This window comes from Bradyrhizobium sp. USDA 241, assembly GCF_049739505.1.
In the GTDB taxonomy this organism is placed as follows: domain Bacteria; phylum Pseudomonadota; class Alphaproteobacteria; order Rhizobiales; family Xanthobacteraceae; genus Bradyrhizobium; species Bradyrhizobium liaoningense.
In genome coordinates this window covers 1061298-1074413 of sequence record NZ_JBMGPZ010000004.1, presented here as the reverse complement: position 1 = coordinate 1074413, position 13116 = coordinate 1061298, and the positions used below count along the sequence as shown (strand labels likewise).

Here is a 13116-nt window from a genome sequence, read left to right as displayed (position 1 = left end):
ACACAGAAGCTCAGCCCTTCTTTTTCTTCTCGCGCTCGATGCCTTCGAGGATCAGCTTGTGCGCTTCCTCTGCGTCGCCCCAGCGCAGGATCTTCACCCATTTGCCCTTCTCGAGATCCTTGTAGTGCTCGAAGAAGTGCTGGATCTGCTGCAGCGTGATGTCCGGCAAGTCGGAATAGCTCTTCACCTTGTCATAGCGCTGCGTGAGCTTGGACGACGGCACCGCCAGGATCTTCTCGTCGCCGCCGGCTTCGTCTTCCATGAACAGCACGCCGACCGGACGCACGCTCATGACGGCGCCGGGAATGATGGCGCGGGTGTTGATGATCAGGACGTCGCAGGGATCGCCGTCATCCGACAGCGTGTGCGGGATGAAGCCGTAGTTACCGGGGTAACGCATCGGCGTGTAGAGGAAGCGGTCGACCACCAGCGTGCCGGCCTCCTTGTCCATCTCGTACTTGATCGGTTCGCCGCCCACGGGGACCTCGATGATGACATTGACGTCGTGTGGTACGTTTTTCCCGATCGAGACCGCATCGATACGCATTCAAGGCTCCGTTGTTGCCGAGGTGAAATCGCGCCCGGCAGCGATTTTGGCGCTGTCATACGCGGGCTTGGCCCGCTGATCCATCGCGTTTTTGTGAAATAATGAATCCAGCGATCACCGGCTCGAAAGGCGGGCGGTATCGACGGACGGGAACGCTGCCCGGTAGGATTTCAGCAGCTCAATTGGTCCAAGCGAAGGCAACCTTGTCGAGCGACTTCGGCCCGAATCGCTCGGAAGAGCGCGCCACCATGCGGCCGCCCAGGGCACGGTAGAATTCCGTGGCCGGATCGTTGTCCGAGAGCGCCCACACCACCATGCTCTTCAGCCCGCTCTGCATGAGGTCGCGGCGGGCGGCAGCGAACAGGCGGCGGCCGAAGCCGAGACCCTGGAATTCCGGTCGCAGGTAAAGCTCGTAGATCTCGCCGTCGAAATGCAGGCTGCGGGCGCGGTTGCGGCCGTAATTGGCATAGCCCGCGATCTTGTCACCGAATACGAGGACGCTGACGCGGCTGCCCTTGCGGATCGCACTGTCCCACCACTGCGGACCGCGGCGGTTGATCAGCTTTTCCAGCTCGGCGCCGGGAATGATGCCCTGATAGGCCGAGCGCCAGGCTTCGTCATGAGTGGACGCCACCGCAGTTGCATCTGCAGCTTTGGCCGGCCGGACCTCGATCAGGGTTGTGCTCATGGACACGATCAAACCAAGTCACCGCGCCGGCGGCAAGACCTATCGTTAATTATCGGTTAACCTGTGGACTTTCTGCATCAGTATTTCGACCATGTTGTACCGAAAGAGGACAAGCCGCTGCCTCGAACCGTAACCGCGTGCCGCGCGTCGGTGCAAAACTACGTCTCGGCGGCGAGGGGACGGCAATGGCAACGCAGAAAGTCGGCCGAAATTGATTCGTTCCTACTAATCTGGCTGTCGCTGTTCGCGTCCGCCCTCGGCCAATTCATGCGGCTCCTCAACACCATCGCGCTCCTGCCTCTGCTGGCTTTGCTGACTGCATCCCCTCTGTGCGCCCAGGTCACGTTTGGCTCCTTGGGAGGGGAGGGCGAACCGTTTCGCCGGCAAGCGTGGCGGGTGCCCGCGCCGGATACCGACCTTGCCGCGCATGCCGTCCTGTTTCGTCCTCTTGGCCCAGGTCCATTCCGGCTCGCGGTGATCGCGCACGCCTCGACGCAGAACGCGCTGCGTCGTGCGCAAATGCCGCAGCCGGAATACCGCCCGCTTGCCGCCTATCTCGTCGCGCTTGGTTTTGCCGTGCTGGTGCCGGAGCGGCTCGGCCATGGTGCGACGGGCGGCCGCTATGTCGAGGATCAGGGCGGATGTGACGAGGCCGACTATGTGCGCTCGGGCCGCGCAACGGCCGATGCGATTTCGCTCGCGCTGGGCTTCTTGCGAAAGCAGGATTTCATCCGCAAGGATGCCGCGATCGTGATCGGCCATTCCGCCGGCGGATGGGGTGCGCTTGCGCTCGCCAATACCGATCCGATGGTGATCTCCGCGATCACAGTGTTTGCGCCGGGGCGCGGCGGCCATGCCAATGATGAGCCGAATCGGGTCTGCGCGCCGCATACGCTGCTTGCTGCGGCAGCGGAGTTCGGCAAAGCCGCGCGTATTCCCGTGACATGGCTCGTTGCCGCCAATGACAGCTATTTCGCGCCCGCATTTTCGCAGAAGCTCGCCGATGCGTTTCGCGGAAGCGACGGCAAGGCCGACCTGCGCTTCCTGCCGGCCGTCGGTAGCGAGGGTCACTGGATGATCGAGACCGAAGCCGGCGTCAAAGCCGCAGGCAGTGCGCTCGAACGCGCGCTGAAGCCGCCCAAGCCTGTGGCGGTCAAGAAGCCATGACGCTGTATTTCCTGTTCAAGTTTCTCCATGTGCTCGGCGCCATCGTCATCCTCGGCACAGGAACCGGCATCGCCTTCTTCATGCTGATGGCGCATCGCACGCACGATGTGGAGTTCATCGCGCGTACCGCTTCTGTGGTGGTGATTGCGGATGCGATCTTCACGCTGTCGGCCGTGATCCTCCAGCCGCTCAGCGGCGGACTGTTGATGATGTTGTCCGCCACATCGATCATGGAAGGCTGGCTGCTCGCTTCGCTGGCGCTCTACGCCATCGCCGGTCTGTTCTGGATTCCAGTCGTGTTCATGCAGATCGAGATGCGCGACCTCGCGCGCAAGGCCGCCGCCCAGCGCAGTGCGCTGCCACAGCGCTACGACGCCCTGTTCCGCCGCTGGTTCGCATTCGGCTTCCCCGGCTTCGGGGCGACGATGGCGATCCTGTGGTTGATGATAGCCAAACCATTCTGAGCCCCGTGGGTCGGTCAAAATCCCCCGGGTATGGTCACTTGAAACTCCCCCACCTGATGATCGCCGTCAGCGCCGCTGAACAGCAGTAGCCGGTCAGGCAGGACGTTTATGTTCGACCCCTTTAGCCAGCAAGGGGCCGGGGAGTTGAACGTCTTGAAGCGACATCTGCGAAGCACCGTACTTACATTACTTGATCGCAACACCAGCCAGCGCGAGATTCACCGGCTGACGGGTGTCGATCGCAAGACGATCCGGCGTTATCAGGCGCTGCGGGCCGGTGCGGAGGCAAATTCCCCCGGGGAAGTGACCACCGGCTCGGTGAGCGCGGACGGCCAAATTCCTCCACCCCGACCACCGGCTTTTGGGACATCGGAAGCGACGGTCACCAGCAGCCTGGCCCGTTCGGCTTGCGAAGCGCATCGGACGTGGATCGAAGAACAGGTCCGGCTGAAGCGGAACGCGCAGGCGATTTACCAGGACCTGGTTGATCAATTTGGCTTTCCGTCCAGCTACCAGAGTGTCAAGCGGTTTGTGCGCCGGTTGCGGCACGCTGATCCTGAGCAGTTTGATCGTCTTGAGTTCCTCCCCGGCGAGGAAGCTCAGGTCGACTATGGCGAGGGCGCGCCGACGGTTGATCCGAAGAGCGGGCGGTACCGTCGTCCCCGCCTGTTCGTGATGACGCTACGCTACTCGCGGCGCAGCTTCCGGCGGGTAGTCTGGAAGTCCAGCCAACAAGTCTGGGCGCAGCTCCACGAAGAGGCGTTCCGGTATTTTGGCGGGGTCCCCAGCTATGTCGTGCTCGACAACCTGAAGGAAGGCGTCCTCAAGCCGGATTTGTACGAGCCCCAGCTCAACCCGATTTACAGCGCGATGCTGGCTCATTACGCCGTGGTCGCCGATCCCGCGCGCGTGGCCGATCCAAATCGGAAAGGATGCGTCGAGAATGCGATTCAACATACCCAGGGCACTGCGCTGGCCGGACGGCGCTTCGAGACGCTGGAGGCGCAAAACGAGTTCTTGAGGCACTGGGAGGAGAACTGGGCTTCCAAACGCATCCACGGCAGCACGCGCCGTCAGGTCGAGGCGATGTTCCAGGAAGAGAAGCCGCACCTGCGGCCGCTGCCTGTCGCTCCCTTCCGCATCTTCACCGAAGTCGTCCGGACTGTCTGCGACGACACCACCGTACGCGTCGACAACAGCTATTACGCCGCGCGGCCCGCGCCGATCGGCAGCCAGGTCGTCGTGCGCATCTACACCACCACGATCGAGATCCGTGATCGCCACACCCGTGCGCTGCTGCGTGTTCATTCCCGGATGGCGCACCCCGGTTCTGTCGTCCTGCCGACCAGCGAACGGCCGTTCAACCCGTCGCGGCAAACCGCCGTGCTGCTGGCGAGCGCCGAGCGCATCGGACCGCAGACCAGGGCCTTGTGCCAGCAGGTGTTCGACACCGAAGGGCGCCCCGGACAGCGCGCGATGTGGGGCATTGTCGGGCTGGGCCGGAAGTATCCGGCGCGGCTGGTCGAGCAGGCCTGCGCGCACGCCATCGACAACCGCATCTACCGCTACAAGCACGTGCGTGCGACCGTCGAGCGGTTGTTCGAACAGGCGATCGAGCAGGTTGGAGTGACGCCACAGCCGGCATCGCCGCTCACCCAGGATCATCCGCTGATCCGTACCCCCGCGGAATACGGCGACCTCTTCAGCCGCGCTGTGCGGCGCGACGCCGACGACAATGGTCGGCAGGCCGAGGCTCACGACGATCACGCCACGGCAATCCGCGCTCGTGTCCCCTGCGCAACCCCGGCCAACTCCGGCGCCACGAGCGCTCCCGCTGCACCTTCTCACCTTAAACTGGAGACCTAGCCACATGATGACCATGCCGGAAATTGAGCGTTGCCTACGACAGCTGCGCCTGTCGGGTGTCCGCGACACGCTGCAGACGCGCGTGCTCCAGGCGCAGGGCGCCAACCAGCCCTTCCTCGAGACCTTCTCCCTTATCCTGCAGGATGAACTGGACCGTCGTCAGTCCCGTCTTATCGAGCGGCGATACCAGCAATCCGGGCTCGACGAAAAGCTGACGCTCGCCGAGTTCGACTGGTCCTTCAATCCCAAACTGCCACGTCAGACCTGCTTCCAGCTCCACACCCTGGCGTTCATTGCCGCTGGCGAGAACGCTCTGCTTGTTGGCAAACCTGGCACCGGGAAGTCGCACATCGCCAAGGCGATTGCCTATCAGGCGATCCTGCAAAGCCACAAGGTCCAGTATCTTGAGACCGACGACTTCTTCCACCGCTACGCCCTGAACTCTCCGGCACAACGCGAGGTCCGGCTGCGAACCATCATCGACTGCGATCTCCTCGTGCTGGACGATCTATTCCTCGCACGCGCCATCCCCGACGACGCCGGCACTTTGCTGCAGACCCTGATCCATCAGCGTTACAAACTGCGCCGCAGCGTCATCGTCACCTCCAATCGCGTCGTGCAGGATTGGGGGCATACCTTGGGGACAACACTATGAGCACGACGATCCTCGATCGCCTTATGCATCATTGCCATCTGCTTGAGTTCGACGGACGCAGCTATCGGCTCAAAGAAGCCGCTGAAGCTCTTGCCCGGGAAACAAACTCAAACTAACAGTCCCTTGTCCTGCCTCGCGGGTGGAGGAATTTGACTGACCACACCCGGAGGAATTTGAAGTGACCCGCGGGGCGGCTTGTCCTGTCCGAGCGGCGCGCTCAGATCATCGGCCGTTTCAGTCATGCGAGATCCCGAATCACTCCAGCCGACGATACCATGCCGAGGTCAAGCGGCGGCAGGCCGGGATAGGCCGGGGATCGGACTTGCAAGCAAAAGGGCGGCTCCAGGAGCCGCCCTTTTCGTCAGATCGCAGAATGCGAGGACTCAGTTCGCCGCTTTGGGCTTGTCGGTCGTCGCCTTGTTGTCGTTGCCTGGCGTCGGCGCCGCGGAGGCGCTGTTCTTGATGCCGTGGAGCAGGTCGCCGGCGAGCTTGAGCGCCTTGTCGTCCTTGGCATCCGGCGGGACGTAGGACTGCGAGCCGGTCTTCTCGTCGCCGTCGTTCTTCAGATGGCCGCGCAGCGAAGCCTCGCCCTTGGTGTCGGTGCGCGACTTCAGCTCGTCCGGCACGTCCTGCAGCACCTCGATGTCGGGCACGATGCCCTTGGCCTGGATCGACTTGCCCGACGGCGTGTAGTAGCGGGCGGTGGTCAGCCGCAGCGCTCCGTTGCCGCTTCCGAGCGGAATGATGGTCTGCACCGAACCCTTGCCGAACGAGCGCGTGCCGACGATCGTCGCACGCTTGTGGTCCTGCAGCGCGCCGGCGACGATTTCCGACGCCGAGGCCGAGCCGCCATTGACCAGCACGATGACCGGCTTGCCCTTGGTCAGGTCGCCCGCATGCGCGGTGCGGCGCTGGGTCTCCTCGGCATTGCGGCCGCGGGTCGACACGATCTCGCCCTTCTCAAGGAACGAGTCGGAGACGGTGACCGCCTCCTCGAGCAGACCGCCCGGGTTGTTGCGGAGGTCGATGATGAAGCCCTTGAGCTTGTCGCCGATCTGGTTCGTGAGGCTGGAGACTTCGCGCTTCAGGCCTTCGGTGGTCTGCTCGTTGAAGGTGGTGATGCGGATATAGGCGATGTCGTCCTGCTCGACGCGCGCGCGCACGGAGCGGACGCGGATGTTGTCGCGCACCAGGGTGACGTCGATCGGATTGTCCTGGCCCTTGCGGATGATCTTCAGCTTGATCTTGGTGTTGACCGGGCCGCGCATCTTCTCGACCGCCTGGTTCAGGGTCAGGCCCTGCACCGCCTCGTCGTCGAGATTGGTGATGATGTCGTTGGCCATGACGCCTGCGCGCGAGGCCGGCGTGTCGTCGATCGGCGAGACCACCTTGATCAGGCCGTCCTCCATCGTGACCTCGATGCCGAGGCCGCCGAACTCACCGCGGGTCTGCACCTGCATGTCGCGGAAGCTTTTGGCGTCCATGTAGCTCGAATGCGGATCGAGGCCGGTGAGCATGCCGCTGATGGCGGATTCGATCAGCTTGGTGTCATCGGGCTTCTCGACATAATCGGAGCGCACGCGCTCGAAGACGTCGCCGAACAGATTGAGCTGGCGATAGGTGTCCGCGGTGGCGGCTCGCGCGCTGGAGCCCATGAACACCGCGCGGGGCTGGGTCACGAACAGCGTCAGCGCTGCACCGGTGGCGGCGCTGAGGAGGATTACTGAAGTCTTGCGCATCATCCGCGAACCTTCTCGCCTTCATTTGCGGCCCACCATGGGCCTGGATCGATTGGAGTGCCGTCTTTACGGAACTCGACATACAGCACAGGTTGACTCGCGTTCGTGGCGAGAATGGAGGCGACTTGAGATGTCGACCCCATGGTCGCGACCGGCTCCCCCGTGAGCACAAACTGTCCGATGTTGACCGAAATGCGCTCCATCCCGGCGATCAGGACATGATACCCGCCACCGGCGTTGAGGATCAAGAGTTGTCCATAGCTGCGGAACGGCCCGGCATAGACCACCCAGCCGTCACACGGCGTCGTGACCTGGGAGCCGGGCTTGGTGGCCAGCGAAATCCCCTTCTGGACCCCGCCAACCCCGTCGGAACCGCCAAAGTCCCTGATCTTGTTACCGTTAACGGGCAGAGGCAAAAGGCCCTTGGCCGAGGCGAAGGCCATCGCCGGGGTGGTGCGGGACTTGTCCTTGAAAGCGCCTGGGCCCGACTTGGCGCTGGCGGCCGCTTTCGCCTCGGCCTGCCTTGCGGCCTCCGCGGCCTTCTCGGCAGCCTTGGCGGCGCTTTGCAGGTCCTGCTCCATCTTGGCGATCAGCCCCTGGAGATCGCCGACCTGCCTTGAAAGCGCGATGGCGCGCGAACTCTCGGCGTCCAGGTCCTTCTCGCGCGCCGCCTGCTGGCGTTGCCGCTCGTCGACCAAAGCGGCGAGCCGGGTCTGATCGTTGCGGACCCTGTCGCGGTCGGAGGCGAGCTGGTCGCGCTCGGTGGCGATGGCCTTGCGCAAGGCCACGAGCTCGCCGAGCTCGGCCGCGATCTTCTCGGCGCGGCCGCGCAATTCCGGCACGACGGCGCCGAGCAGCATCGCCGTGCGCAGTGATTGCAGCGCATCTTCGGGCCGCACCAGCAGCGCCGGAGGCGTGCGCCGGCCGGCGCGCTGCAAGGCCGCGAGCACTTCGACGATGTCGGCACGGCGTGAATCGAGCGAAGCACGCATCTGCTGCTCGCGGCCGTTCAGCGCGCGCAGCCGCGCTTCGGCCTCGTCGATCTTGGTCTCCACGGTGCGCACATTGGCGGCGGTCTCGATCAGCTGCTGATTGAGCTGGGTGCGGTCCTGGCCGAGCGCGGTGATCTCGGCCTTGAGCTTGGCCTGCGCTTCTTCCGCGCTCTTCTGCCTGGCGCGCGCAGCTTCCAGCTCCTGCTCGCGCTGCTTGATCGCGTCGGGCGAGATCGCTGCGGTCTGCGGCGCCGGTGTTGCCGTCTGGGCTTGCGCCAGGCTTGCGCCGGCGACGTTGGCGATCAGCAGCAGGTTGAGAATCGGCGCTCGCATCGCTTCTCGGCAAAAGTGCTCGTTGTGACGCGCATCACGCGCGGTGATAGGGATGACCGGCCAGAATGGTGGCGGCCCGATAAAGCTGTTCCAGAAGCATGACGCGGACCATTTGGTGCGGCCAGGTCGCAGAGCCGAATGCGATCGCGAGCTTGGCCTTACGGCGCAATTCGGGCGAAAGTCCGTCCGCCCCTCCGATCACGAAAATAGTATGTCCGATGCCTTCGTCGCGCCAGCGCCCGAGATGCCGTGCGAATACGGTGGACTCGAGATTCTGGCCGCGCTCGTCCAGCGCCACCAGGATGGATCTTTCCGGGATATGCGCCGAGATCGCCGCGGCCTCTTCGGCCATCCGTGTCGCGGTATCGCGCGCGCGGCTCTCGGGAATTTCGTGGATGCTGAGCTCGCGGAATCCAAGCTTGCGGCCGGCCTCGTCGAACCGCTCGAAATAGCGGTCCGCAAGCTCCCGTTCGGGGCCCTGCTTCAGCCGGCCCACCGCAATGACGGCAACACGCATGATATCTTCGGGGTCTGATATCTTCAGGGTCGCGCTTCAAGACCGCGCGCAACAAGCGCGCGCACACGACGCTAGCATGCGCGCCAGCCGATTCGAAATCGGCTCGATGAGCCTAGATCGCCTTCGCCGCCCCCGGGCCCTGCGTGTACAATCTCTCGAGATTGTAGAACTCGCGGACCTCGGGTCTGAACACGTGCACGATCACGTCGCCGGAATCGATCAGCACCCAGTCGCAATTGGGCAAGCCCTCGACATGGATGTTCTTGATGCCGTTTTCCTTGAGGCTCTTGGTGACGTTTTCCGCGATCGCGCCGACGTGCCGGTTCACCCGGCCGGTGGTCACGATCATGTAGTCGGAGCACGCCGATTTGCCGCGAAGGTCGATGGTGACCGTCTCTTCCGCCTTCATGTCCTCGAGGCGGGAGAGGATCAGGCTCAGCGTCTTGTCGGCGTCGGGTTGCGCCTTCAAGGCCGCAGCTTTGGTCGATGTTTTACGCGTAGGCTTGGCAACCTTGGGTAAAACAGGCTTGGACAATACAGATGTGGTCAGGGACCATTCCTTTCACTGTATCGCGAACGCCGAATCCGGCGCTCACTGGTTACACTACATCATGTGGGGTTAAGGGTTTCAATATGCCAGAGAGCCTCCAGCCCGCACACTTCGTCTCACTTCGTACCTTTCCAGCTCCCGTCCGGGTTCCGCAGGCCCGTCGAGGAGAGGTTGAGCTTCAATCCGGTCAGGAACACCCAGGCGGGCGCCGGCCGATCCGCAAGTTCTGCTGCCTTCGTCTCGGGCAGACGGTAGCGCGATAGCGCCTTGGCGGCCGGCGAGGCGAGGGCACGAAAACTCTGCGGCGGGCGATCGATGACCGCAATCGGCACCTGGCCGGCGATGCGCCGCCAGTCCTGCCAGCGGTGGAATTGAGCGAGGTTGTCGGCGCCCATGATCCAGACAAAGCGCAGGCCGCGAAGGCGGCGGCGCAACGTGTTGATCGTGTCGATAGTGTAGCGCGTGCGAATGACGGATTCGAGACAGCTCACCTCGATCCTGGGATCGTTGGCGACGTCGCGCGCGGCCCGCATGCGCTCGCCGAGCTCGTGCAGCGAGCCGTTCTCCTTCAGCGGATTGCCGGGCGTGACCAGCCACCAGACGCGATCGAGCTGCAATCGCTTCAGCGCGAATTGACTGATCGCGCGATGGGCCTGATGCGGCGGATTGAAGGAGCCGCCGAGCAGGCCGACACGCATGCCCGGTGTCGAGGGCGGGATCGCTTGCGCCACGAAACGCGGCACGACGAAATTGTTGCTCAATTGCCCGCGCCTCGCGACGTTACCTACGGCCGCGTCTGCCCGGTGCCGTGGACGCGATATTTGAAGCTCGTCAACTGCTCGGCACCGACCGGGCCGCGGGCGTGGAACCGGCCGGTGGCAATTCCGATCTCGGCGCCGAACCCGAACTCGCCGCCGTCGGCGAACTGCGTCGAGGCGTTGTGCAGCACGATTGCGGAATCGACCTCGCTCAGGAATTTCTTCGCGGCAGCCTCGTCCGCGCTCACGATCGCGTCGGTGTGATGCGAGCCGTGGTTCTGGATGTGCGCGATCGCGCCGTCGACGCCGTCGACCACTTTCGCCGCGATGATCGCGTCGAGATATTCGGTGTCCCAATCGTCTGCGCCGGCAGGCTTGACCCGTGCATCGGTCTTCTGCACGGCGTCGTCGCCGCGCACCTCGCAGCCGGCATCGAGCAGCATCTCGACCAGCGGTTTCAGATTTTTGCCGGCAGCGGCGCGATCGACCAGCAGCGTCTCGGCCGCGCCGCAGACGCCGGTGCGTCGCATCTTGGCATTGAGCACGATCGACTTCGCCATGGCGAGGTCGGCGCTGCCGTCGACATAGACGTGGTTGACGCCTTCGAGATGCGCGAACACCGGCACGCGCGCCTCCTGCTCGACGCGCGCGACGAGGCTCTTGCCCCCGCGCGGCACGATCACGTCGATCGCACCGTTCAGGCCTGACAGCATCATGCCGACCGCAGCGCGGTCGCGCGTCGGCACCAGCGTGATCGCAGCTTCAGGCAGGCCCGCTTCGCGCAGGCCCTGCACCAGGCACTCATGAATGGCACGGCAGGATCGAAAACTGTCGGAGCCGCCGCGCAGGATCACGGCATTGCCGGACTTCAGGCACAGCACGCCGGCGTCCGCCGCGACGTTCGGACGGCTCTCGAAGATCACGCCGACGACGCCGAGCGGCACGCGCACGCGCTCGATGGTCATGCCGTTCGGCCGCTGCCAGCTCTCGGTGACGACGCCGATGGGATCGGCGATGCCGCGGACGATGGCGATACCTTCGGCCATGCCCTCGATCCGCGCCGGCGTCAGCGTCAGGCGGTCGATGAAGGAAGCGGTCATGTTGCCGGCGGCGCGGGCTTCGGCGACGTCCTCGGCATTGGCGGCGAGAATCGCAGCAGAGCGTGCGCGGATCGCCCGCTCCATGGCCTCGAGCGCCCGGTTCTTCTGCTCCGGCGGCGCCAGCGCCAGCACGCGCGCGGCAGCGCGGGCTTTGGCGGCGAGATCGGACATCAGCGCCTGGAGATCGGCATTGCCGTCAACGGCTTTGAGGGGGGCGGCCATGGGTTCAACCTTCTGCTAAGGCGGTGTCCTAGCACGGAAATCCCGCATTTGCGAAGGGTCGGGAGGGTTGGCAGGTCTCTCCGATGGCGGGCTGGCTGGGTCAGGTGCGCCGTCGTTCCGGGATGGTCCGAAGGACCAGACCCGGAATCTCGAGATTCCGGGTTCGGTACTAGCGCACCGCCTTGGAATGACGGTGCGGTCCTCACCCGCCAACCACCAGATCATCCCGGTGGATCATCTCCGAGCGCCCGCTGATGCCGAGGATGGCCATTACATCAGGCGAGGAGCGGCCCTTGATCCGCTCGGCCACCTCGGCGTCATAGGCGATCAGGCCGCGGCCGACCTCGCTGGTGTCGGGGCCGCGGACGATCACGGCATCGCCACGGGCGAACTGGCCCTCCACCTTGATCACGCCGGCCGGCAACAGGCTGGCGCCGGCGCGCAGCGCCGTCACGGCGCCGGCATCGATCGTCAGCGTGCCCTTCGGCTCCAGCGTGCCCGCGATCCAGCGCTTTCGCGAGGTGATCGGGTTGGCCGGCGTCAGGAACCAGGTGCAGCGGCCGCCATTGGCGATCGCCTGCAGGGGATGCTCGATCTTGCCGGAGGCGATCAGCATGTGGGTGCCGCCCGTCGTGGCGATCTTGGCCGCCTCGACCTTGGTGCGCATGCCGCCGCGCGACAGTTCGGACTCGGCGTCTCCCGCCACCGCCTCGATCTCCGAGGAGATGCTCTCGACCACGGGAATGAGCTTTGCATCCGGGTTGTTCTTCGGCGGGGCGTCGTAGAGCCCGTCGATGTCGGACAGCAGCACGAGCAGGTCGGCGCTGGCCATGGTGGCGACGCGCGCGGCGAGGCGGTCATTGTCGCCGTAGCGGATTTCGTTGGTGGCGACCGTGTCGTTCTCGTTGATCACGGGGATCGCGCGCCATTCCAGCAGCTTGCCGATGGTGGAGCGGGCGTTGAGATAGCGGCGGCGCTCCTCGGTGTCCTGGAGCGTCACCAGGATCTGGCCGGCGCCGATGCCATGCGCCCCCAACACCTCGGACCAGATACGCGCCAGCGCGATCTGGCCGACCGCGGCGGCGGCCTGGCTCTCCTCCAGCTTCAGCGGGCCGCGCAGCTTGAGGCGGCTGCGGCCGAGCGCGATCGAGCCGGAGGAGACGACGAGGACGTCGCGTCCCTCGTTGTGCAGCTTGGCCATGTCGTCCGCGAGCGCGGCGAGCCAGGACGCGCGTACCTCGCCCTTGTCGGAATCCACCAGCAGTGCGGAGCCGACCTTGACGACGATACGGCGGAATTGACTGAGTTCGGGGCTGGCCATGTGTGTATTGCTGGCGCGCGTGGCGAATTGCTCTGCATCGGAAGCGGCGGAGCGAAAGAGCGGCGCCGGTGAGGCCTGCTTTTGCAGCAGGACGATGGCCGGCGCAAGGCGGGCGAGATGGTAAACGGCCGACGGCGGCCTTGTCTTGGACGCCGTTCCGGTTCTAATGCCGGCAACCAAAAACGGGGCTGGAGAGG

General features: G+C 64.7%; 12 protein-coding genes and 1 pseudogene. 4 read left to right on the top strand and 9 right to left on the bottom strand.

Annotated features, from left to right (window positions below):
- Nucleotides 1-10: 10 nt before the first annotated feature.
- Both ppa and ABIF91_RS14850 read right to left on the bottom strand, forming a co-directional pair.
- Nucleotides 11-547, bottom strand: a complete 537-nt coding sequence (ppa, locus tag ABIF91_RS14855; RefSeq protein ID WP_028177050.1) for an inorganic diphosphatase — start codon at nt 545-547, stop codon at nt 11-13.
- A gap of 178 nt (nt 548-725) precedes the next feature.
- Complete coding sequence (locus ABIF91_RS14850; RefSeq protein WP_008136728.1) at nt 726-1235, bottom strand: GNAT family N-acetyltransferase; 510 nt, start codon at nt 1233-1235, stop codon at nt 726-728.
- A gap of 267 nt (nt 1236-1502) precedes the next feature.
- Between ABIF91_RS14850 and ABIF91_RS14845 the strand changes: the two genes are divergently transcribed.
- From ABIF91_RS14845 to istB, 4 genes and pseudogenes are all read left to right on the top strand, one after another.
- Nucleotides 1503-2402 carry an alpha/beta hydrolase family protein gene (locus ABIF91_RS14845; protein ID WP_028177051.1) on the top strand — a complete coding sequence of 300 codons (900 nt, stop codon included), beginning with the start codon at nt 1503-1505 and terminating at the stop codon, nt 2400-2402.
- Nucleotides 2399-2866 (top strand): DUF2269 family protein, encoded by a 468-nt coding sequence (locus tag ABIF91_RS14840; protein WP_424579221.1) that lies wholly within the window; start codon nt 2399-2401, stop codon nt 2864-2866. The genes ABIF91_RS14845 and ABIF91_RS14840 overlap by 4 nt, the downstream gene beginning before the upstream one ends.
- A gap of 108 nt (nt 2867-2974) precedes the next feature.
- Nucleotides 2975-4732, top strand: a complete 1758-nt coding sequence (gene istA / locus ABIF91_RS14835; RefSeq protein ID WP_424579220.1) for an IS21-like element IS1631 family transposase — start codon at nt 2975-2977, stop codon at nt 4730-4732.
- Between the two features lie 4 nt (nt 4733-4736).
- Nucleotides 4737-5503: pseudogene (gene istB / locus ABIF91_RS14830) on the top strand (IS21-like element IS1631 family helper ATPase IstB).
- Between the two features lie 267 nt (nt 5504-5770).
- Here istB and ABIF91_RS14825 read toward each other — a convergent pair.
- From ABIF91_RS14825 to proB, 7 genes are all read right to left on the bottom strand, one after another.
- A complete protein-coding gene (locus tag ABIF91_RS14825) occupies nt 5771-7129 on the bottom strand; it encodes a S41 family peptidase (protein WP_028180035.1) in 1359 nt (452 codons plus the stop codon).
- Nucleotides 7126-8451, bottom strand: a complete 1326-nt coding sequence (locus ABIF91_RS14820; protein WP_028180034.1) for a murein hydrolase activator EnvC family protein — start codon at nt 8449-8451, stop codon at nt 7126-7128. The genes ABIF91_RS14825 and ABIF91_RS14820 overlap by 4 nt, the downstream gene beginning before the upstream one ends.
- Nucleotides 8452-8485: 34 nt before the next feature.
- A complete protein-coding gene (gene rlmH / locus ABIF91_RS14815; protein WP_028180033.1) occupies nt 8486-8968 on the bottom strand; it encodes a 23S rRNA (pseudouridine(1915)-N(3))-methyltransferase RlmH in 483 nt (160 codons plus the stop codon).
- A gap of 112 nt (nt 8969-9080) precedes the next feature.
- Nucleotides 9081-9437, bottom strand: coding sequence for a ribosome silencing factor (gene rsfS, locus ABIF91_RS14810; RefSeq protein ID WP_028180032.1), 357 nt, complete (start codon nt 9435-9437; stop codon nt 9081-9083).
- A 197-nt stretch (nt 9438-9634) separates the two neighbouring features.
- Nucleotides 9635-10279, bottom strand: a complete 645-nt coding sequence (locus ABIF91_RS14805) for a nicotinate-nucleotide adenylyltransferase (protein ID WP_028180031.1) — start codon at nt 10277-10279, stop codon at nt 9635-9637.
- Between the two features lie 23 nt (nt 10280-10302).
- Complete coding sequence (locus ABIF91_RS14800; RefSeq protein WP_028180030.1) at nt 10303-11598, bottom strand: glutamate-5-semialdehyde dehydrogenase; 1296 nt, start codon at nt 11596-11598, stop codon at nt 10303-10305.
- Between the two features lie 202 nt (nt 11599-11800).
- Nucleotides 11801-12919: a glutamate 5-kinase gene (proB, locus tag ABIF91_RS14795; RefSeq protein ID WP_028180029.1), complete on the bottom strand. Its 1119-nt coding sequence runs from the start codon at nt 12917-12919 to the stop codon at nt 11801-11803.
- Between the last annotated feature and the right edge of the window lie 197 nt (nt 12920-13116).